The organism is Bradyrhizobium sp., assembly GCF_030693485.1.
Lineage (GTDB): Bacteria > Pseudomonadota > Alphaproteobacteria > Rhizobiales > Xanthobacteraceae > Bradyrhizobium.
This window is the reverse complement of record NZ_JAUYAN010000008.1, coordinates 1-19,535: the sequence shown is the minus strand read 5'-3', so window position 1 is coordinate 19,535 and position 19,535 is coordinate 1. Positions and strand designations below refer to the sequence as shown.

Genomic DNA, 19,535 nt, shown 5'->3' with positions numbered 1-19,535 from the left:
AGATAGCTGGCGGGCACGGCGCGAAGCGCGCCTTTGCCCACCCTGCGCGCATCATGCGCTACAGCGTCACCACGATCTTGCCGAGGTGCCTGTTGGCTTCCATGTGCTCGAAGGCCTTGCCGATGTCGTCGAAGGCAAACACCTTGTCGATCGGCAGTTGCAGTTTTCGCGACTCCACCGCGGGCCAGATGTCCTTGCGGACTTCGTTGAAGATCTCGCGGATTTCCTCGATCGAGCGGGTGCGGAAGGTGACGCCGATATAGTTGATGCGGCGCGCGGCGTGCAGATCGAAGTTGAAATCGCCATGGGTGCCGCCGAGCCGGCCGACATTGACGATGCGGCCCTTGACCTTGGTGGCCTTGAGATTCTGGTTGGCGACCGGGCCCGAAATCTGGTCGACGATCAGGTCGACGCCTTCGCCATCCGTCGCCTTCAACACCTGGTCGACCCAGCCGGGATCGGACGAATCCACCGCGAGGTCGGCGCCGAAATCCTTCAGCCGTCCGCGGCGCATCGCGTCGGTCGAGGAGCCGATCACGGTTTTCGCGCCCTTGAGTTTTGCAATCTGCAGCGCCATCAGGCCGACGCCGGAACTGGCGCCCTGGATCAGCACGGTCTGGCCGGGCTGCAGGGCGCCGTTGGTGACGACCGCGTTGTGCATGGTGGCGAGCGCGACGGGCAGGGTGGCCGCGTCCTCGAAGCTCATATTGGCGTTGGCGGGAACGTGGAACAGCCGGCCGTGATCGGCCAGGGTATATTCCGCGAACGCAGCGCCGCCGGAGCCCATCACTCTATCGCCGACCACAACGCCCCTGGTGTCGGCGCCGACTTCGGCGACCTCGCCCGCCCATTCCATCCCGAGCACGGTGCCGGCGCCGCCGGCGCTGCCATGGACATGGCCCTTGGTCATGCCGAGGTCGGCGCGGTTGAGGCCGCAGGCGCGCACGCGAACCAGCACCTGGTGGGCTTTCGGCGATGGCTTCGCGACATCGGTGATTTCGGCGCCATTGGCGCCGTAGACATAGGCTTTCATGCGATCTTTCTCTGCAGGTCGGTGGATGCCGCCGCTATTCGGCGGCTTGACGGTGGCTGCCGGACAGCATGCCTGCGAACCGGCCCTGAATGATGGCTTCGGCGTCGCGCATGATGCGCCCCACCAGTTCGGCGCAGGTCGGGATGTCGTGGATCAATCCCTGCACCTGTCCGGCGGACCAGATGCCCTCATCGGCATCGCCGGTCGCATAGACCATCTTGCCGCGGGCGCCAGCGACGAGGTCGCGGACATCCTCGAATTTCGCGCCTTCCTTTTCCATTGCGACGACCTTGCTGCTGATCGCGTTCTTAGCGACGCGGGAGGTGTTGCGCATGGTGCGGAAGATCAGTTCGGTCTCGCGCTCGTCATTGGCGACGATCTTTTCCTTCACCAGCTGATGGATCGGGCTCTCCTTGGTGCACATGAAGCGCGTGCCCATGTTGATGCCCTCGGCGCCGAGCGCCAGCGCTGCGACCAGGCCGCGGCCGTCGGCGAAACCGCCGGAGGCGATCATCGGAATTTTCACCTTGTCGGCCGCCGCCGGAATCAGGATCAGGCCGGGAGTATCGTCCTCGCCGGGATGGCCGGCGCACTCAAAACCGTCGATCGAGATGGCGTCGACGCCCATCCGCTCGGCCGACAGCGCGTGGCGCACGCTGGTGCATTTGTGCAGCACGATGACGCCGTGTTTCTTGAATTCGGTGACGTGTTCCTGCGGCTTGTTGCCGGCGGTCTCGACGATCTTGATGCCGCTTTCGATGATGGCCTGGCGGTATTCCGCGTAAGGCGGCGGCTTGATCGAGGGCAGAATGGTGAGGTTGACGCCGAACGGCTTGTCGGTGAGGTCGCGGCAGCGCGCGATTTCCTTGACGAGATCGTCGGGCGTCGGCTGCGTCAGCGCGGTGATCAGGCCGAGCGCGCCGGCATTGGCGACCGCCGCCACCAGCTCCGCGCGCCCCACCCACTGCATGCCGCCCTGCACGATCGGGTGTTCGACGCCGACGAGTTCGGTGAATCGCGTTTTGATCATGATGGGCCCTCTGTTTCCCCGGCGCGGAACAAACCGCGCGCCAATTTTTGGAATTGAGGGGAGGATGCCGTTATGCCCGGCAAATGTCTACCGGGCACCGGGCCCTTGAAACGACGCGATCGTGCAGAAACAGGGGTTTTTGTTTCCGCCCGGCGGACAATTCCTTCATTCGACAAGACGGCTCTCGCGAACTGCGAGCGCCTGGAGACCAGGCCCGTCGAAATCGACGGAAGCGTTTTTCAGGCAGCAAAGACGGTTTGCGTGGCCATGGCCTCGTCATCGAACGCGGTGGAAATATCGCGGATGCTGATGACGCCGATCAGGCCGTAATTGTCGATCACCGGCAGATGGCGGATATGGTTCTTGTTCATGACATGACGCACGTGTTCGAGCGTATCGGTGGAGCTGCATGACACCAGCTCCTGCACCGAGATCAGTTGCGAAATTTTCAGGTTGACGCCGGCCGCGCCGTGCTCGGCGATGGCGCGAACCACGTCGCGTTCGGTGAACATGCCGACCGCCGTATTGCCCTCGGTCCGCACCACGTCCTTGATCACGAGCGCGCTGATGTTGCTGGCGCGCATGAGCTGGGCGGCAATACCGACGGTTTCGTTCATCCGAATTGTCGCAACCCGCGCCGTCTTCTTGCGCAGGATGTCTCCGACTTGCATCGCAACCTCCTTCAGATAGCTGTCCCGATTTCAAAGTACCATGCAATATTGGTATACATTATGCCAATTGTCAACGTGGATCGGTTGTGCCGCCCCTTATTGCAAAAAGCGGCAGGTTTACTGACACTTCTGCCTTAGTGCTGCTCGCGCCGGCTCGCTGGCGCGCTCCGTCGAGATCGGCTGAAGGCCCCGCATGTATACCAGGAACGGGTAAGCACAACGCAAAGCGCGCGCTCATCGAGGGATGGGCGCGCGCTTCGCAGTGGGAGTTTGTCGGCGGTGTCAGGCGGCGGCCGTCCGGGTTCCGCGCAACCGGGTGATGCCTTCCTGGATCACGGACCAGAACAGCGCGATCAATCCCAGCACCATGATGGTCGAGACCAGCGGATTGGAGAAGAAGATGCCGAGCGAACCCTGCGATCCCAGCAGCGATTGCCGGAACGCCTCTTCCGCCTTGTCGCCGAGCACGATGGCCAGCACCAGCGGGGCGAGGGGATAGTTGCACTTCTTCAGGAGGTAGCCGACGACGCCGAATACCAGCATCAGCATCACGTCGAAAGTGCTGGAGTGAACCGAGTAGGCGCCGATCGCGCACAGCACCAGGATGAGCGGCGCGATGATGCTGAACGGCACCCGCAGGATCGCCGCGAAGATCGGCACGCAGGTCAGCACGATGATGAGGCCGAACAGGTTGCCGAGATACATCGAGGCGATCAGGCCCCAGACGAATTCCTTCTGCTCCACGAACAGCATCGGGCCGGGCTGCAGGCCCCAGATCAGCAGACCGCCGAGCAACACGGCGGCGGTCGGCGAGCCGGGCACGCCGAGCGACAGCATCGGCAGCAATGCCGCGGTACCGGCGGCATGGGCCGCGGTCTCCGGCGCGATGACGCCTTCGATTTCGCCCTTGCCGAAATTGTTGCCGTTCTTCGAAACCCGCTTGGCGATCCCGTAGCTCATGAACGACGCGGGCGTGGCGCCCGCCGGCGTGATGCCCATCCAGCAGCCGATGAAGCAGGAGCGCAGCATGGTCAGCCAGTATCTGGGCAGGCCCTTCCAGGTCTGCAGCACGACCTTCAGATCGATCTTCGCCTTGCCGCCGCGGAAGGCCAGTCCTTCTTCCATCGTGAGCAGGATCTCGCCGATGCCGAACAGGCCGATGACGGCGATCAGGAAGTCGAAGCCGTTGAGCAAATGCGTGACCCCGAAGGTCAGGCGCAATTGTCCGGTGATGGAGTCGAGGCCGACGGCGGCCAGCGCAAAGCCCATCATCATCGCCGCGATTGTCTTGAACGGCGGTTCCTTGCTCAAACCGACGAAACTGCAGAATGCCAGGAAATAGACCGCGAACTTCTCCGCTGGCCCGAATTGCAGCGCGAAGCTCGCGACCAGCGGCGCGACCAGCGTGATCATGATGACGGCGAACAGCGCGCCGACGAAGGAGGAGGTGAAGGCGGCGGTCAGGGCCTCGCCGGCCTTGCCCTGCTGCGCCATCGGGTAGCCGTCGAACGTCGTCGCCACCGACCATGGTTCGCCGGGGATGTTGAACAGGATCGAGGTGATGGCGCCGCCGAACAGGGCGCCCCAGTAGATGCAGGACAGCATGATGATCGCCGATGTCGGCGGCATGCTGAAGGTCAGCGGCAGCAGGATCGCGACGCCGTTGGCGCCGCCCAGTCCCGGCAACACGCCGATGATGACGCCGAGCACGATGCCGAGCACCATCACCATGATGTTGAAGGGCTGCAGCGCCACGGCGAAGCCGTGAAACAGATTGACGAGTTCTTCCATGGTGTAAGTCCTGCGACCCTGAGCTGACGCTTTTGTTGAGGTGGCGCTTATGACGATCGGGCTTTAGATGCCCAACCATTCCTCGATGGGCCCTTTGGGCAGCGGGACCAGGAAGTAACGCTCGAAAATGAAATAGGTGACGATCGGCATGCCGAACGCCACGCCCAGCACCGTCAGCCAGCGGTATTTGCCGAGCCATCGCATGAAGTAGCCGATGAAGATGATCGAGGCGAGGTAAAGGCCGGTAAACGGCATCGCGCCGACATAGATCGCGGTGGGGATGACGACGCTCATGACCTGGCGAAGCTGTCCCCACTCGGCGAACAGGGCGCCGTCCCCGTCACGCAGCACGTGCCAGAAATTGATCGCGCTGGAGACGACGATGAGCAGCCCGATGTAGAACGGGAAAAATCCGGCGCGCGGACCCTCGGCGCCCCAGTTGATCCCGGCTTTCACGCTGCCGATGATCACGATGACCCCGAAGACCGCGATCAGCAGGGCGACGCCGGCTTCCACAACCTTGTGCCTTGGGCCGGCGGCGCCTGAACTATTTGTCGTCATGAAAGCTCCATGCGGAATCACAGCTTCGCATTCGCAGCCGTTTCTGCGTCACACGCTCGTCGCTCGGCTCAATTGAAGTGATCAGTTTCCGGTGCTGAGGAAACCGGCCTCTTTCATGAGAACTTCATGACGCTTTTCCTCGCCCTCGACCCACTTGGCATAGTCGGCCCCGGTCAGGAAGGTCGTATTGAAAGCGCCGCTTTTCATGAAATCCTGCCACTCGGGAGTAGCGCGCACCTTCTTGAACAGCTCGATGTAGTAGTCGACATGGTCCTTGGTGGCCTTGGGTCCCATGAAGATGCCGCGCAGCATCAGATACTCCATATCGAGACCCTGCGATTTGCAGGTCGGAATATCCTTCCAGCCCTTGCCGTCCACGATCGGCTCGTCATAGGCCATCGGCTTGCCGTCGAACACGCAGAGCGGACGAAGCTTGCCGCCGCGCCACTGCGCCACCGCCTCGATCGGATTGTTGACGGTGGAATCGACGTGGTTGCCGACCAGCTGGACGGCGACTTCGCCGCCGCCCTTGTAGGGAATGTAGGTGAACTTGCTCGAGATGGCCTTTTCGACCGCGACCGTGATGATCTGGTCTTCCTGCTTCGAGCCGGTGCCGCCCATCTTCATGCTTCCGGGGGGCGCCTTCTTCACGGCGTCGACGTAATCCTTGACGGTCTTGTACGGCTTGTCGGCATTGACCCAGAGCACGAACTCGTCGAGCGCCAGCATCGCGACCGGCGTCAGGTCCTTCCAGTTGAAGGGAATGCCGGTGGCCAGCGGTGTGGTGAACAGGTTCGACAGGGTGATGATGATCTTGTGGGGGTTGTTCGCCGCCGACTTCACGTCGAGGAAACCTTCGCCGCCGGCGCCGCCGGACTTGTTGATGACCACCATTGGCTGCTTCATCAGGCTGTGCTTGGTGACGATACCCTGGATCGTGCGGGCCATCTGGTCGGCGCCGCCGCCGGTGCCGGCGGGTACGATGAACTCAACCGGGCGAACCGGCTCCCAGGCCGCGGATGCGATGCCGCTGGTACAGAAGGCGGCAACGGTAACCAGCGCAACTCGCAGAACAGAACTTCTCATGTCTCTCTCCCATTTCATTCAAGCGCGCCGGTCTTGGCCGGCTTTGCCATCAAACTGATTCCGGGCGGCCCTTCGGGCCTGATCCCGGCCGATCGTACCGCAACATTGTCGCTGCGAGACGGTTGCCAGTTAGAATTGTATGAGGGACCCTCCAGCGTGGCATCCGCTTCTTTCGGATCATTCCGAATGGATAGCACGATCACTCCCCGGAAGGTCGATGGGCGGTCTTGCGGACCAGCCATCTTGAACCTTGTGTCCTGTTTGCTCCCCATGCCGCGCTGTTTGGCCGCGCTAATTCCGGCATATTGGTATGCGATATGCCAGAGTGCAAACGAATAGTCCGTCCGGATTAACGGTAGGCCAATTTGTCGCAGCAAGTCCGGTGTTGCTCAAACCTTGGCCAAAGGCCAGCGAACACAACGCTGCTGAACAAGGATCGGCTCGAACCTATCAGCGGGATTTGGTGCGCTTTTCCCTTGCGCCGCGCGGTAAGGCTTCCGATCGGAGTTATAGGTATACGAAATGCCAACAGAAGGGGTGCGCGGCCGACTCGGCGCACCCGATCCATAAAAAAAGGCCGCCGGAACGCACGCCCGGCGGCCTGTCTACGGCGTGTCTGGAGCGCGGCCTATTCGGCGGCGACCTTGCGCGGCGGGTCGAGCGCGCCGGAATCGTGGATCTCCGCGACCTGGTGGTCGCTGAAGCCGAGCACCTGGCGCAGGATTTCGTCGGTGTGTTCGCCGAGCAGGGGGGAGCGCGTCACCTCGGTCGGGCTGTCCGACATCTTGATGGGGTTGCCGACCGAGAAGTACTTGCCGCGCTCGGGATGGTCGACCTCGACCACGGTGCCGGTGGCGCGCAGCGACTGGTCCTCGATCAATTCCTTCATCGACAGGATCGGCCCGCAGGGGATGTCATCCTTGTTGAGGATGTCCATCGCCTCGAATTTCGTCTTCGTCATCGTCCATTGCTCGATGCGCGCAAAGATGTCGTTGAGGCGTGACAGCCGGGCCGGGGGCTTGGCGTAATCCGGATGGGTCTTCCAGCCGGGCTCGCCGATCACGTCGCAGATCTTCTCCCACACCGGCGCCTGGGTGATGAAGTAGATGTAGGCGTTGGGATCGGTCTCCCAGCCCTTGCACTTCAGGATGCGGCCAGGCTGGCCGCCGCCGGAATCATTGCCAGCGCGCGGCACCGCGTCGCCGAACGGAATGCCCTCGCCGAACTGGCTGTATTCCTTCAGCGGGCCATGGGCGAGCCGCTGCTGATCGCGCAGCTTGACGCGCGCCAGATTGAGCACGCCGTCCTGCATCGCGGCGGTGACCTTCTGTCCCTTGCCCGAGACCGTACGCTGATACAGCGCGGTGACGATGCCGAGCGCGAGATGCAGGCCGGTGCCGCTGTCGCCGATCTGCGCGCCGGTGACCAGCGGCAGTCCGTCGCGAAAGCCAGTGGTCGATGCGGCGCCGCCGGTGCACTGCGCGACGTTCCCGTAGACCTTGCAGTCTTCATAGGGGCCGGGACCAAAGCCCTTGATCGAGGCCACGATCATCTTCGGATTGATGCTCTGGATCTTCTCCCATGGAAATCCCATGCGGTCGAGCACGCCGGGGCCGAAATTCTCAACCAGCACGTCGCAGCTCTTGATCAGTGCGGTCAGGACTTCCTTGCCCTTGGGGTTTTTGGTGTCGAGCGTGATCGAGCGCTTGTTGTGGTTGAGCATGGTGAAATACAGGCTGTCGACGTTCGGCACGTCCTGCAGCTGGCCGCGCGTGATATCGCCGACGCCGGGGCGCTCGACCTTGATCACGTCGGCGCCGAACCAGGCCAGCAACTGGGTGCAGGTCGGCCCCGACTGGACGTGGGTGAAATCGAGAATGCGAACGCCCTTCAGCGCCTGAGTCATTGTCTTGCTCCTGAGATTTACACTATTGTCGTCATGCCCGCGAAGGCCGGCATCCAGCAATCACCGTTGGTTCAGTCGGCCAGGCTTCGTTTCTCGATAGTTCCGTGGTTACTGGATTCCCCGCCTTCGCGGGGAATGACATGATGGGTGATTGCGTTATTTCTTCTTCAGCTTGCTTTGCGGGTTGAGGTTGCCGATGCGGCCGCTCTCGCTGCCGGCGGCCGGGTCCAGCACCGCGTTGATCAGGGTCGGCTTGCCGGAATCCATCGCCGCGTTGACGGCGCGCCTGAGTTCGTCCGGCGAGGTGGCATTGACGCCGACGCCGCCGAAGGCTTCCATCATCTTGTCGTAGCGCGAGCCCTTGACGAACACGGTGGGCGCGGGATCCGAACCCGCCGAATTGACGTCGGTGCCGCGATAGATGCCGTCATTGTTGAAGACGACGATGCAGACTGGCAAACTGTAGCGGCAGATCGTTTCGACCTCCATGCCGGAGAAGCCGAAGGCCGAGTCGCCTTCGACCGCGAGCACCGGCTTGCCGGTCTCGATCGCGGCGGCGATGCAATAGCCCATGCCGATGCCCATGATGCCCCAGGTGCCGACATCGATGCGCTTACGCGGCTGGTACATGTCGATGATGCCGCGCGCGAGATCGAGCGTATTGGCGCCTTCGTTGACCAGGATGGCGTCCGGCCGTTCCTTGATGACGGTGCGCAGCACGCCGAGCGCGCCGTGATAGTCCATCGGCGAGTTGTTGTTCATCAGCCGCGGCGCCATCTTGGCGACGTTCTCGTCGCGCTTCTTGGCCACAGCGCCGGTCCACTCTGACGGCGGGGCCGTCCAGCCGCCCATACCCGCGAGCAGTGCGGCGACGCAGGAGCCGATGTCGCCGACCACGGGGGCGACGATCTCGACGTTGGAGTCCATTTCCTTCGGCTCGATGTCGATCTGGATGAATTTCTTCGGCGCATCGCCCCAGCTCTTGCCCTTGCCGTGCGAGAGCAGCCAGTTCAGCCGCGCGCCGATCAGCATCACGACGTCGCTGTCCTTGAGCACCGTCGAGCGCGCCGCACCGGCGCATTGCGGATGGGTGTCGGGCAATAGGCCCTTGGCCATGCTCATCGGCAGGAACGGAATGCCGCTCTTCTCGACCAGGCTGCGGATCGCATCATCGGCCTGCGCGTAGGCCGCACCCTTGCCGAGAATGATCAGCGGACGCTTTGCGTTCCTGAGCACATCGAGCGCGCGCTTGATCGCATCGGGGGCGGGGATCTGCGCGGGGGCCGCATCGATCACCTTGACCAGCGACTTCCGTCCGGCTTCGGCGTCCATCACCTGGCCGAAAAGTTTTGCAGGCAGATCGAGATAGACGCCGCCCGGGCGTCCCGACACGGCGGCGCGGATCGCACGCGCAAGGCCGATGCCGATATCGGCGGCATGCAGCACGCGGAACGCCGCCTTGCACAGCGGTTTGGCGATGGCGAGCTGATCCATTTCCTCGTAGTCGCCCTGCTGCAGGTCGACGATCTCGCGCTCGGACGAGCCCGAGATCAGGATCATCGGAAAACAGTTGGTGGTGGCGTGCGCCAGCGCGGTCAGGCCGTTGAGAAAGCCGGGCGCCGAGACGGTGAGGCAAACGCCGGGTTTCTTGGTCAGGAAGCCTGCGATCGAGGCGGCGTAGCCGGCGGCCTGCTCGTGGCGGAACGACAGCACACGGATGCCCGCGGCCTGGGCCATGCGGCCGAAATCGGTGATTGGAATGCCCGGCACGCCGTAGATCGTGTTCAGGCCGTTGAGCTTGAGCGCATCGATGATGAGGTTGAAGCCGTCGGTCTGTTCGCGCTCGTCGGTCGCGCTGGTATCGATGCTTTGTACTACTGCGGACATTCCGCTTCTCCCTGATCGTTTTTTTGTTACGGACTGGTCCGCCGTCTTCGTTGAAAGAGCCGTCTTGTTAGAAGAGTTCCTGCCCGTGGGCTTCGACATAGGCGGCAAGGCCGAGCGTGTGATCGCGGGCGCGCTTCTCCGCAAGCTCGGTGTCGCGCTCCTCGAGCGCCTCGATGATGGCCATGTGCTCCGGCAACGAGGTCGCGGTGCGGTCGACGCGGCCGATGGTCAGCTGCCGGTAGCCGCGAACATGCAGCAGGATATCGTTGGTCATGTCGACCAGAACAGGCGATTCCGACAGCGAGATCAGCGCCTGGTGAAAGGCGATGTTGGCCCTGGAATATTCGTCGACGTGATCCTGCGGCAGGCGGTCCTTGCCAAAATCCTTGAAGAAGTCGCGCAGCGCCGAGATGTCCTTCTTGCGCGCGGTGGTGGTGATCAGCCGCGCCGCCATGCTTTCCAGCGCGGCCCAGGCGCGGATCATGTCGACGATTTCGTTCTTGGTGCGGCGCACGACCACGATGCCGCGGCGTGGCACGGTTTTTACAAAACCGTCCTGCTCCAGCATGGCGATGGCTTCGCGGATCGGGGTCCGGCTGACGCCGAGACGCTCCGACAGCGCGCGCTCGTCGAGCATCACCTGTTCGGGCGTCGCGTAGATGTCCATCTTGAGAATGGCTTCCTTCAAGGCTTCGTAGGCCTTGTTCTTGAAGCTGGTCTCCGGCGCAATGCGGACGATCGCGATTTCAGCCTCAGCCATGGGTGGCGGTGCCTTGGTTGGTTTCCGTGCGGGCATGACGGGTCTCCTCAGGTGCGGAGACGTCTTTTAACAGAAGAAATCTGAAACAATTTTTGGCATACCAAATACCACCATGTCAAGTTGCCAGTGTTTTCGGCATTTCCACCCCTGAGCCTGCCTTGACAATCCTGTCTCTGGCATACCAAATGCCATAACTGGCCAGGATTGGCCACACCAGATGCTGCAGTGGACGCGGACCCGCGTTTGCGATCACCGGAACCCCGACCGAATCGGCGCCCCCAAGCGCGGTTCCGGTGTTCGTGCCCGCTGCCGATGGAATTAAAAAACAGACGTCAAGGAGGAAGCCAATGTCGAGTTCCAAAGATGCGGTCCGCAAAATTCTGGATGCGGTCAAAGCGGACAAGCGCACGAGTCTGACGGCGCCGGAAGGCAAGTTGGTCTGCGATGCCTACGGCATCCCGGTTCCGAAGGAAGGGGTCGCCAAATCCGCCGCCGAGGCGGCCAAGCTCGCCGCCGACATGGGCTTCCCGGTCGTCATGAAGATCGTTTCGCCCGATATCCTGCACAAGACCGAAGCCGGCGGCGTGATGGTCGGCGTCAAGACATCAGCCGACGCCGAGGCGAATTACGCGACCATTCTGGCCAACGCCAGGAAATACAAGGCGGACGCCAGGATCGAAGGCATCCAGGTGCAGCAGATGCTGATGGGCGGCCAGGAGGTCATCATCGGCGCGGTGACCGACGGATCGTTCGGCAAGCTGGTGGCCTTCGGCCTCGGCGGCGTGCTGGTCGAGGTGTTGAAGGACATCACCTTCCGCCTCGCGCCCGCGACCAAGGACGACGCGCTGTCGATGCTCGACGGCATCCAGGCCGCCGAGATGCTGAAGGGCGTGCGCGGCAGCGATCCGGCCAACCGCGACGCCATCGCCGACATCATCGTCAACGTCTCGAAGCTGATCACCGATTTCCCCGAGATCAGCGAGATGGATCTCAATCCGGTATTCGCGACAAAAGCCAATGCGATCGCCGCCGACGTCCGCATCGTCGTCGACTTCGACCCGCCGGCGCCGCGTCCGCGCCCCAACCACGACGACGTCGTGCGCCAGATGAACCGGATCATGAAGCCGAAGGCGGTGGCGGTGATCGGCGCGTCCGCCGAGAACGGCAAGATCGGCAACTCCGTGATGAAGAACCTCATCAACGGCGGCTACAAGGGCGAGATCTACCCGATCCACCCCAAGGCCGATGAGATCATGGGCAAGAAGGTCTACAAGTCGATCAAGGACGTCCCCGGCGAGGTCGACATTGCCGTGTTCGCCATTCCCGCCAATTTCGTCGCGGCGGCGCTGACCGAATGCGGCGAGAAGAAAGTCGTCGGCGCGATCCTGATTCCCTCCGGCTATGCCGAAACCGGCAACATGAAGGGCCAGGAGGAAATCCAGGCGATCGGCCAGAAATACGGCATTCGCCTGATGGGGCCGAACATCTACGGCTTCTATTATACCCACGCCAATCTGTGCGCGACCTTCTGCACCGCCTATGACGTCAAGGGCTCGGCGGCGCTGTCGTCCCAATCCGGCGGCATCGGCATGGCGATCATCGGCTTCTCGCGTTCCGCCAAGATGGGCGTCTCGGCGATCGTCGGCCTCGGCAACAAGTCCGATATCGACGAGGATGATCTGCTGACGTTCTTCGAACAGGACGAAAATACCCAGATCATCGCGCAGCATTGCGAGGATCTCAAGGACGGCCGCGCCTTCGCCGAAGTGGCAAAGCGCGTCTCGAAGAAGAAGCCGATCGTGGTGCTGAAGGCGGGCCGCACCTCGGCCGGCGCCAAGGCCGCGAGCTCGCACACCGGCGCGCTGGCCGGCAACGACAAGATCTACGAGGACGTCTTCAACCAGTCCGGCGTCATCCGGGCGCGTTCACTCAGGGACATGCTGGAATTCGCCCGCGGCATTCCGGTGCTGCCGACGCCGAAGGGCGAGAACGTCGTCATCATCACGGGAGCCGGCGGCTCCGGCGTGCTGCTGTCGGATGCCTGCATCGACAACAAGTTGTCGCTGATGACGATCCCGCCCGACCTTGACGCCGCGTTCCGCAAATTCATCCCGCCGTTCGGTGCGGCCGGCAACCCGATCGACATCACCGGCGGCGAGCCGCCGATCACCTATGTCAACACCGTGAAGCTCGGCCTCGAAGACCCGCGCATCCACGCGCTGATCCTCGGCTACTGGCACACCATCGTGACGCCGCCGATGGTGTTCGCGCGCAACATGGTCGAGGTGAAGAACGAGATGAAGGCCAGGGGCATCGAGAAGCCGATCGTGGCCTCGCTGGCCGGCGACATCGAAGTCGAGGAAGCCGCCGACTATCTCTACCAGAACGGCATCGTCGCCTACGCCTACTCGACCGAAATCCCGGTCGCGGTGCTCGGCGCCAAGTACAAGTGGGCGCGGGGTGCGGGGTTGCTGTAATAGGCCAACGGTTCAACGACGAACGCCGCTGCGGAGACACCCGGAGCGGCGTTTTTGCATCGGCGAGATCGCGAAGTCGCATCTGCTGAACGCGTGCCTGCTGTTTGAATTTGAATCGAAGCTCTCACGGCGTCATTTGCGAGCGCTTCCTTTACGGAGCTTCAGGAACTGGATTGCTTCGCTTCGCTCGCAATGACGTTGATCGATTGGAGCGTATGCCGCCATATCCGTTCCCCGGATTGCGCCATCGGGCGCGCGTTCGCGCGACCGGTTGACTCGCAGTGACGGCGCGGCGGCTGGCATGCGGACGTTCCGACAATCAATACACATTTCTGGACAGCTGTCGCATTTAGGGATGATATCCGGCAAAACGCACGATGCGGAAATCATCGATAACAACGCCCCGCATCAACCCGGAGGAACGCCAATGACCTCTTATACACGCCTGCTCGGCGCCGCCGTTGCGCTGACGCTTCTGACTGGCGCTCCGGCCTTCTCGCAACAACTCGAACTCAAGGTGATGGCCCCCGCGGCGCCGGGCGGCGGGTGGGATCAGACGGCGCGGGCCATGCAGCAGGCGCTGGTCGCCGCCGGTGTCGCGCGCAGCGTCCAGGTCACCAATGTGGCGGGCGCCGGCGGCAGCGTCGGCATCGCGCAGTTCGTCAACGGCGCCAAGGGCGACGGCAACCAGCTGATGGTGAACGGTTTCGTGATGGTCGGCGCGCTCGCCATGAACAAATCGCCTGTTACCCTCGATCAGGTGACGCCGATCGCGCGACTCACCGAGGAGATCCAGGTGATCGTGGTGCCCGCGAATTCGCCGATCAAGACGGCGCAGGATCTGGCCGCCGCGGTCAAGGCTGATATCGCCAGGGTCACCTTTGCCGGCGGTTCGGCCGGTGGCGTCGATCATGTGATGGCGGCGCTGTTTGCCGGCACGATCGGCGCTGACGCGAAGAAGATCAATTACATTCCGTTTTCCGGCGGCGGCGAGTCGCTGGCGGCCATTCTCGGCGGCAAGGTCACCGCCGGCATTTCGGGGCTGAGCGAATATGACGGGCAGATCAAATCCGGCAAACTGCGAGCGCTCGGCGTCACCTCGGAAAAACGCATTGCCGGCGTCGATATTCCGACCTTCAGGGAGCAGGGGATCGATCTCGTACTGGCCAACTGGCGCTCGGTGATGGCGCCTCCCGGCATCACGGCGGAGCAGAAGAAGACCCTCGGCGATGCCGTGGAGAAGATGGTCAAGTCCGACGCCTGGAAAGGCATCCTCAAGCAGAAGGGCTGGGACGACGCCTATGTCGGCGGCGATGCCTTCGCGGATTTCCTGAAGAAGGAAACGTTGCGCGTCACCGACGTGCTGAAGTCGGTCGGCCTCATCAAATCATGAGCGAACTGCCGCATGCGCCGGCGTCGCGGGGCGTGGATTCCGCGGGCGTCGTCATCGCGATCGCGCTCGCGGCGATTGCCGCGGTGCTGGTATGGGACGCGAACCAGCTGCAGTCCAACAATCCATACGGCATGGGACCCCATGTGATGCCTGTTGTGATCGCTATCGGGCTCGGCATTCTCGCGATCGGCAATCTGGTCGAGGCGCTGCGCGGCAATCTGCCGGCGCGCGAGAGCGCCGATGCCAAAGCGGTGTGGCTGATCCTCGGCGGATTGGCGCTGCTGATCGTCATCATCGGTCTCGGCGGCGGCTTTATCCCTGCGACCACCGCGCTGTTCGTCGCCACGGCGACGGCCTTTGGACGGCGCGCGATTCTCGCCGACCTCGCCATCGGGCTAGTGCTGACCACGCTGATCTATCTCGCCTTCAGTCGGCTGCTGACGTTGAGCCTTCCCGCCGGCCCGCTGGAAAGGCTGTTGTGATGGACGCCTTCGTCGCACTCGCCAACGGCATGGCCGTCGCGGTCCAGCCGATGAACCTGCTCTATGCGCTGATCGGCGTGCTGCTCGGCACCGCGGTCGGCGTATTGCCCGGCATCGGTCCCGCGCTCACCGTCGCCTTGCTGTTGCCGGTGACCTACAAGCTCGATCCCGGCGGTTCGCTGATCATGTTCGCCGGCATCTACTACGGCGGCATGTATGGCGGATCGACCACAGCCATCCTGATCAACACGCCCGGCGAGAGCGCCTCGATGGCGACCGCGCTCGAGGGAAACAAGATGGCCAAGGCCGGCCGCGGCGGTCCGGCGCTGGCGACGGCGGCAATCGGCTCGTTCGTCGCCGGCACCATCGCCACCATTGGTCTGGCCTTTCTGGCGCCGTGGCTGGTCGACTTCGCGGTCAATTTCGGGCCGGAAGATTATTTTGCGCTGATGTGCGTGGCTTTCGTCACGGTGTCGGCAACGTTCGGCAGTTCGCCGATCCGCGGACTGACCAGCCTGTTCATCGGCCTGTCGCTCGGGCTTGTTGGTATCGACAAGCTGACCGGCCAGGCGCGGCTTGCCTTCGGCATTCCGGAACTGCTCGACGGCGTCGAGGTGACGACGCTGGCGGTCGGGCTGTTCGCGATAGGGGAGGCGCTCTACGTGGTCTCGCGCCGTCATCACGGCGAAGAGAAGCTGGAGCCGGTGCGCGGCTCGCTATGGATGACCAGGGAGGACTGGCAACGGTCATGGAAGCCGTGGCTGCGCGGCACCGTGTTCGGATTTCCGATCGGCGCATTGCCGGCCGGCGGCGCGGAGATTCCAACTTTCCTGTCCTACTCCACCGAAAAGCGCCTCGCCAAACATCCGGAGGAATTCGGCAAGGGCGCCATCGAAGGCGTCGCGGGACCGGAAGCGGCCAACAATGCGTCCGCCGCCGGCACGCTGGTGCCGTTGCTGACATTGGGGCTTCCGACCTCGGCGACCGCCGCGATGATGCTGGCCGGCTTTCAGCAATACGGCCTCAATCCGGGACCGCTGCTGTTCGCCGAGCGGCCGGAACTGGTATGGGGCCTGATCGCCAGCCTGTTCATCGCCAACGTTATGCTGCTGGTGCTCAATTTGCCGCTGGTCGGCCTTTGGGTGAAGCTGCTGGCGATCCCGCAGCCGTGGCTTTACGCCGGGATTCTGGTGTTCGCGACCACCGGCACCATTGCCGCAAAACCATCGGTGGTCGAGCTGTCGATGCTGGCGGGTTTCGGCGTGATGGGCTTTCTGATGCGCCGGTTCGATTTTCCGATCGCGCCTGTCGTTATCGGCCTTATCCTCGGACCGATCGCCGAAAGCCAGCTGCGCCGCGCCATGTCGATCAGCCTCGGCGATCCCATGGCGCTGCTGCAAAGCCCGATGTCTGCGACGCTGCTCGCCATCGCGCTGATCGCGCTGGTGGCGCCTTTCGTGATGCAGGGCCTCGGACGGTTCAAGGCGAACGAGGATTAGGTGCGCTGCAATCCGACGAATCCACGCAGCCTTGTCACGGTTTCCGCAGCGTCCCTGGCTTCCTCGGTGGTCAGGACCGTGATCTCGCCGCTGCGCCGGTGCAACACGCTGTGATGGATCGTCGCGCCGGATGCGCCGTCCTTCTCGGACTTCACCGCGATGTCGTCGATGTCGGAGATCGCGAACTCGACGGGCTTCCTGTTCCACAGCAGCAGTTTTCTCTGCAGCGTCGCCTTGCCGTAATCCTTGTCGAGCGTAAGTGTGGTCGAGCCTGCTTTCAAAACCAGCTTGCCCGGAATTTCCTCAATCTGTTTCATGGCAGTTCCCTCGCTTTTTCGAAGTGAACTCGAGCGATCCGGCTCTTCGGTTACACGCCGCCCCATGCTTTTTCTTGCCGCAGGCTACATCCGCGCACCCGGTCTGTCATCACCACAATTGCAATCTTCGGTGGCTGCGGCGTTCAGGACCGGGGCCGCAGCATCGGGGTCAGCACCGGCGACGAGCCGCTTTGAATCCTGCCGATGATCCGGAAGCCGTGGCGTTGATACAGGGAAATGTTGCGCGGGTTCGAGCTTTCCAGATAGGCCGCGGCCCCCTGTTCGTCGCAGCGCCGCAGCGCGTGTTGCATCAGCCGCGCGCCGAGCCCTTGCCCGATCCAGTTTGGATCGGCGGCGATCAACGGGAGGTACCAATGCGGCTCGCGCGGATGATGCGCGGCCATGCCCTTCAGGACCGCGCCGATATCCTCGGCGATCTCCGGTCGCAGCGCTCCCTCCATGACCGCGTCCATTTCCGCGTCGTCGGGCTCGACGCCCGGCGGCAGCCACAGGGCGGCGGCGCGGGCCCTATCGGTGATGTCGGCGGTGCCGTGCTCGAAGGCCCGGCCGCCGAAGGCTTTGGCGAAACGGGGCATTATTCGGAGATATTCGGACGAGTCGGGCCAAACCCAGCGCGTCATCGGGTCGGTGGCGAAGCCGAGCACAATGGTATCGATCGCGCTGGCCTGGAGGCTCGCGTCGGCGGATCTCACTTCCGGCACCGCCGACATCGTGTCGCCTCCCGTAATTTCTCGCGCTGCGGGACTGTTGAAACCGCCGTTCATCAAGATTAAATTTGATGGCTACCGTTGTGCAACCTCCCTCCGCGGGAAACCTTCGGCTAAGCTGCCAGTTGGAAGGCCCGGGAAAATTGGAAGGGTTCTGGACATGAAGAAAGCAATATTGGCGCTAGTCACCGCTGCAGTCGTCGGCTTCACGGCCCTGGCGGCACCATCGCCAGCTGAAGCCCATTGGCGGGGACGGGGTTTTGGTCCCGCACTCGCAGGCGGACTGATCGCGGGCGCTTTGATCGGCGGCATCGCATCCAACGCCTACGCCTACGGCCCGCGCTACGGTTATTATGGCGGCTACGCGCCCGCCTATTACGGCGGCTATGCGCCGGCCTATTACGGCGGGTACGCCCCGACTTACGGCTATGCCCCGGCCTATTATGGCGGCTACACCTCGACCTACTACGCCCCGGCCTATTACCCCCGGGTCCGGCGCGTGATCCGTCCCGCTTACGTCTATTACGGCGGCGGGCCGCGCTACTACGGCGCTCGCTATTACGGCGGCGGACACCGCTATCATCGCGCCTATCGGCGCTGGTGATCGGCAGGCGTCTACCCCAACTCGAAGGTGGTGACGCCGAATACCCGCTCCAACCGCAACGGCGGGGTCGCGCCTGTATACATGCGCGCGGTTTCGAACACCGGTGCGAGCCCGAGGTCTTGCGCCATCGCGATCGCGTCGCGGTTGATGCCGGGAACGTCGAGAAAGATCTCGCCGCCGCCGGCGCCGGCCAGCAAAGCCGACAGAACCAGTTCGGCGGTGGCGCGGTCGTCGGCCACCAGCGGGCCGATCTTGCGGCCCTGCCGGCACGGACGGATCACTCCCCAGCCGGCAAGCCCGCCGTCGCGCATGACGGCGCGACCGACATGATCGGGCGAGCCGATCCATGCGCGCAGGAACGCGGTGCGCGGCGCCGGAAACACACTCGCGTCATACGCCTCCACGGTTGCCAATGGGACTTCCGACAGCGCGATGACACCAACTGGCGGCAGATCGGGTTGCGCGAGAGTGCCGCCGTAACGGACGTTGGCATAAGCGAATTCGAATCCGGATTTCCTGTAATTTTGCTGTTGCGCCACCACGCCATCAAGCCCGATCACGCGCGGGCCGGCGCGCGCGATCGCCGCGTTCCAAAGCTGCAGCCCGAAGCCGCGGCCGCGCAAGTCCTGTCGCACGATGTAGAAGCCGAGGAACGCGAAGTGCGCGCCGTAATTGACGCAGGAGACCGTTGCGGCCGGAGCGCCCTCGAACTCGCCGATGAAGAAGCCTTGCGGATCGGCTGCGGCGAAGCAGGCGTCGTCGGAGAGGCCCGGGTTCCAGCCTTCGGCCGCGGCCCAGTTCACGGCAATCGAGATTTCGTCCGGCCGCATCGGCCGGATAAGCAAACCGTCCATGGCGGGCGATCCTGAATTGATAACCGAGTTGACCACGGGCGTATCGTTGCTGGCAACCGCGTACCCGGTCCGCTGCTACCTCCACATGGAACCCTGAAATACGGGAACGTCCCTCCGATCCGGTCGTTAAACTGTATCGACAATTCCATGGAGGACATGATGACCAATCGTCTTGCCGTTTCTATCGTTGCCGCGTCGCTGCTCGCATCGAGCGCCGCATTCGCCCAATCCACCACGGTGGAGGGCGCCCGGACTGGCGCTGCGACCGGTGGTGCCGTGGCGGGTCCGGTCGGCGAGGCTGTCGGCGGCACGGTCGGTGCTGCAGTTGGCCTCGGCCTCGAAATCCCGAACGCCGTGATCACCTCGATTCAGGGCGAGCGCGCGCCGTCGGTTACCGTTCGCGAAAGAATCGTGGTCGGTGAGCCGCTGCCATCAAGCGTGGAACTGCGGATGGTT

19 protein-coding genes are annotated in these 19,535 nt (G+C 63.3%); 6 read left to right on the top strand and 13 right to left on the bottom strand.

Annotated features, from left to right (window positions below; translation table 11 throughout):
• Positions 1–58: 58 nt before the first annotated feature.
• The 10 genes from Q8N40_RS00575 to Q8N40_RS00530 all read right to left on the bottom strand — a co-directional run bounded on the left by Q8N40_RS00575 (position 59) and on the right by Q8N40_RS00530 (position 11,086).
• A complete protein-coding gene (locus Q8N40_RS00575) occupies positions 59–1,033 on the bottom strand; it encodes a zinc-binding dehydrogenase (RefSeq protein ID WP_305322299.1) in 975 nt (324 codons plus the stop codon).
• Positions 1,034–1,067: 34 nt separating this feature from the next.
• On the bottom strand, positions 1,068–2,063 hold the full coding sequence (locus tag Q8N40_RS00570) for a nitronate monooxygenase family protein (protein ID WP_305710424.1): 996 nt from the start codon (positions 2,061–2,063) through the stop codon (positions 1,068–1,070).
• Between the two features lie 239 nt (positions 2,064–2,302).
• On the bottom strand, positions 2,303–2,734 hold the full coding sequence (locus tag Q8N40_RS00565) for a CBS domain-containing protein (protein WP_305318916.1): 432 nt from the start codon (positions 2,732–2,734) through the stop codon (positions 2,303–2,305).
• Between the two features lie 282 nt (positions 2,735–3,016).
• Positions 3,017–4,525 (bottom strand): tripartite tricarboxylate transporter permease, encoded by a 1,509-nt coding sequence (locus Q8N40_RS00560; RefSeq protein WP_305318915.1) that lies wholly within the window; start codon positions 4,523–4,525, stop codon positions 3,017–3,019.
• A gap of 63 nt (positions 4,526–4,588) precedes the next feature.
• Positions 4,589–5,086, bottom strand: a complete 498-nt coding sequence (locus Q8N40_RS00555) for a tripartite tricarboxylate transporter TctB family protein (RefSeq protein ID WP_305318914.1) — start codon at positions 5,084–5,086, stop codon at positions 4,589–4,591.
• An 81-nt stretch (positions 5,087–5,167) separates the two neighbouring features.
• Positions 5,168–6,172 (bottom strand): tripartite tricarboxylate transporter substrate binding protein, encoded by a 1,005-nt coding sequence (locus Q8N40_RS00550; protein ID WP_305710423.1) that lies wholly within the window; start codon positions 6,170–6,172, stop codon positions 5,168–5,170.
• A 628-nt stretch (positions 6,173–6,800) separates the two neighbouring features.
• Positions 6,801–8,078 (bottom strand): formyl-CoA transferase, encoded by a 1,278-nt coding sequence (frc, locus tag Q8N40_RS00545; RefSeq protein WP_305710422.1) that lies wholly within the window; start codon positions 8,076–8,078, stop codon positions 6,801–6,803.
• A gap of 156 nt (positions 8,079–8,234) precedes the next feature.
• The gene (gene oxc / locus Q8N40_RS00540) at positions 8,235–9,965 is read right to left on the bottom strand and encodes an oxalyl-CoA decarboxylase (RefSeq protein ID WP_305710421.1); all 1,731 of its coding nucleotides are present in this window, start codon (positions 9,963–9,965) and stop codon (positions 8,235–8,237) included.
• 67 nt (positions 9,966–10,032) lie between these two features.
• Entirely contained in the window at positions 10,033–10,761 is a 729-nt protein-coding gene (locus Q8N40_RS00535; RefSeq protein ID WP_305318910.1) for a GntR family transcriptional regulator, read from the bottom strand.
• Positions 10,762–10,840: 79 nt separating this feature from the next.
• Entirely contained in the window at positions 10,841–11,086 is a 246-nt protein-coding gene (locus Q8N40_RS00530) for a hypothetical protein (protein ID WP_305710420.1), read from the bottom strand.
• Here Q8N40_RS00530 and Q8N40_RS00525 point away from each other — a divergent pair.
• The 4 genes from Q8N40_RS00525 (at position 11,073) to Q8N40_RS00510 (ending at position 16,576) form a co-directional block, all read left to right on the top strand.
• Positions 11,073–13,202: an acetate--CoA ligase family protein gene (locus Q8N40_RS00525; protein ID WP_305710419.1), complete on the top strand. Its 2,130-nt coding sequence runs from the start codon at positions 11,073–11,075 to the stop codon at positions 13,200–13,202. The two genes, Q8N40_RS00530 and Q8N40_RS00525, sit on opposite strands and share 14 nt — an antisense overlap.
• A 427-nt stretch (positions 13,203–13,629) precedes the next feature.
• The gene (locus Q8N40_RS00520; RefSeq protein WP_305710418.1) at positions 13,630–14,595 is read left to right on the top strand and encodes a tripartite tricarboxylate transporter substrate binding protein; all 966 of its coding nucleotides are present in this window, start codon (positions 13,630–13,632) and stop codon (positions 14,593–14,595) included.
• A complete protein-coding gene (locus Q8N40_RS00515) occupies positions 14,592–15,077 on the top strand; it encodes a tripartite tricarboxylate transporter TctB family protein (protein ID WP_305710417.1) in 486 nt (161 codons plus the stop codon). Before Q8N40_RS00520 ends, Q8N40_RS00515 begins: the two co-directional genes overlap by 4 nt.
• Positions 15,077–16,576 (top strand): tripartite tricarboxylate transporter permease, encoded by a 1,500-nt coding sequence (locus tag Q8N40_RS00510; RefSeq protein ID WP_305710416.1) that lies wholly within the window; start codon positions 15,077–15,079, stop codon positions 16,574–16,576. Before Q8N40_RS00515 ends, Q8N40_RS00510 begins: the two co-directional genes overlap by 1 nt.
• On the opposite strand, the gene Q8N40_RS00505 is transcribed toward Q8N40_RS00510, so the two are convergent.
• Together Q8N40_RS00505 and Q8N40_RS00500 are read right to left on the bottom strand one after the other, a co-directional pair.
• Positions 16,573–16,893, bottom strand: coding sequence for a hypothetical protein (locus tag Q8N40_RS00505; protein ID WP_305710415.1), 321 nt, complete (start codon positions 16,891–16,893; stop codon positions 16,573–16,575). The two genes, Q8N40_RS00510 and Q8N40_RS00505, sit on opposite strands and share 4 nt — an antisense overlap.
• 143 nt (positions 16,894–17,036) lie before the next feature.
• A complete protein-coding gene (locus tag Q8N40_RS00500) occupies positions 17,037–17,624 on the bottom strand; it encodes an N-acetyltransferase (protein WP_305318904.1) in 588 nt (195 codons plus the stop codon).
• A gap of 157 nt (positions 17,625–17,781) precedes the next feature.
• On the opposite strand from Q8N40_RS00500, the gene Q8N40_RS00495 reads away from it, so the two are divergent.
• Complete coding sequence (locus Q8N40_RS00495; protein ID WP_305318903.1) at positions 17,782–18,225, top strand: hypothetical protein; 444 nt, start codon at positions 17,782–17,784, stop codon at positions 18,223–18,225.
• A gap of 11 nt (positions 18,226–18,236) precedes the next feature.
• Here the strand turns inward: Q8N40_RS00495 and Q8N40_RS00490 are convergent, their stop codons facing one another.
• Positions 18,237–19,079 carry a GNAT family N-acetyltransferase gene (locus tag Q8N40_RS00490; protein WP_305710414.1) on the bottom strand — a complete coding sequence of 281 codons (843 nt, stop codon included), beginning with the start codon at positions 19,077–19,079 and terminating at the stop codon, positions 18,237–18,239.
• A 159-nt stretch (positions 19,080–19,238) separates the two neighbouring features.
• On the opposite strand from Q8N40_RS00490, the gene Q8N40_RS00485 reads away from it, so the two are divergent.
• Positions 19,239–19,535 (top strand): hypothetical protein (locus tag Q8N40_RS00485; RefSeq protein ID WP_305710413.1); only part of this gene is annotated, 297 nt, incomplete at its 3' end.

What these genes read in the sequence shown, in the direction of transcription:
- Q8N40_RS00575 (WP_305322299.1), bottom strand. Translation starts at nt 1,033, where the DNA reads ATGAAAGCCTATGTCTACGGCGCCAATGGCGCCGAAATCACCGATGTC.
- Q8N40_RS00570 (WP_305710424.1), bottom strand. Translation starts at nt 2,063, where the DNA reads ATGATCAAAACGCGATTCACCGAACTCGTCGGCGTCGAACACCCGATC.
- Q8N40_RS00565 (WP_305318916.1), bottom strand. Translation starts at nt 2,734, where the DNA reads ATGCAAGTCGGAGACATCCTGCGCAAGAAGACGGCGCGGGTTGCGACA.
- Q8N40_RS00560 (WP_305318915.1), bottom strand. Translation starts at nt 4,525, where the DNA reads ATGGAAGAACTCGTCAATCTGTTTCACGGCTTCGCCGTGGCGCTGCAG.
- Q8N40_RS00555 (WP_305318914.1), bottom strand. Translation starts at nt 5,086, where the DNA reads ATGACGACAAATAGTTCAGGCGCCGCCGGCCCAAGGCACAAGGTTGTG.
- Q8N40_RS00550 (WP_305710423.1), bottom strand. Translation starts at nt 6,172, where the DNA reads ATGAGAAGTTCTGTTCTGCGAGTTGCGCTGGTTACCGTTGCCGCCTTC.
- frc (WP_305710422.1), bottom strand. Translation starts at nt 8,078, where the DNA reads ATGACTCAGGCGCTGAAGGGCGTTCGCATTCTCGATTTCACCCACGTC.
- oxc (WP_305710421.1), bottom strand. Translation starts at nt 9,965, where the DNA reads ATGTCCGCAGTAGTACAAAGCATCGATACCAGCGCGACCGACGAGCGC.
- Q8N40_RS00535 (WP_305318910.1), bottom strand. Translation starts at nt 10,761, where the DNA reads ATGCCCGCACGGAAACCAACCAAGGCACCGCCACCCATGGCTGAGGCT.
- Q8N40_RS00525 (WP_305710419.1), top strand. Translation starts at nt 11,073, where the DNA reads ATGTCGAGTTCCAAAGATGCGGTCCGCAAAATTCTGGATGCGGTCAAA.
- Q8N40_RS00520 (WP_305710418.1), top strand. Translation starts at nt 13,630, where the DNA reads ATGACCTCTTATACACGCCTGCTCGGCGCCGCCGTTGCGCTGACGCTT.
- Q8N40_RS00515 (WP_305710417.1), top strand. Translation starts at nt 14,592, where the DNA reads ATGAGCGAACTGCCGCATGCGCCGGCGTCGCGGGGCGTGGATTCCGCG.
- Q8N40_RS00510 (WP_305710416.1), top strand. Translation starts at nt 15,077, where the DNA reads ATGGACGCCTTCGTCGCACTCGCCAACGGCATGGCCGTCGCGGTCCAG.
- Q8N40_RS00505 (WP_305710415.1), bottom strand. Translation starts at nt 16,893, where the DNA reads ATGAAACAGATTGAGGAAATTCCGGGCAAGCTGGTTTTGAAAGCAGGC.
- Q8N40_RS00500 (WP_305318904.1), bottom strand. Translation starts at nt 17,624, where the DNA reads ATGTCGGCGGTGCCGGAAGTGAGATCCGCCGACGCGAGCCTCCAGGCC.
- Q8N40_RS00495 (WP_305318903.1), top strand. Translation starts at nt 17,782, where the DNA reads ATGAAGAAAGCAATATTGGCGCTAGTCACCGCTGCAGTCGTCGGCTTC.
- Q8N40_RS00490 (WP_305710414.1), bottom strand. Translation starts at nt 19,079, where the DNA reads ATGGACGGTTTGCTTATCCGGCCGATGCGGCCGGACGAAATCTCGATT.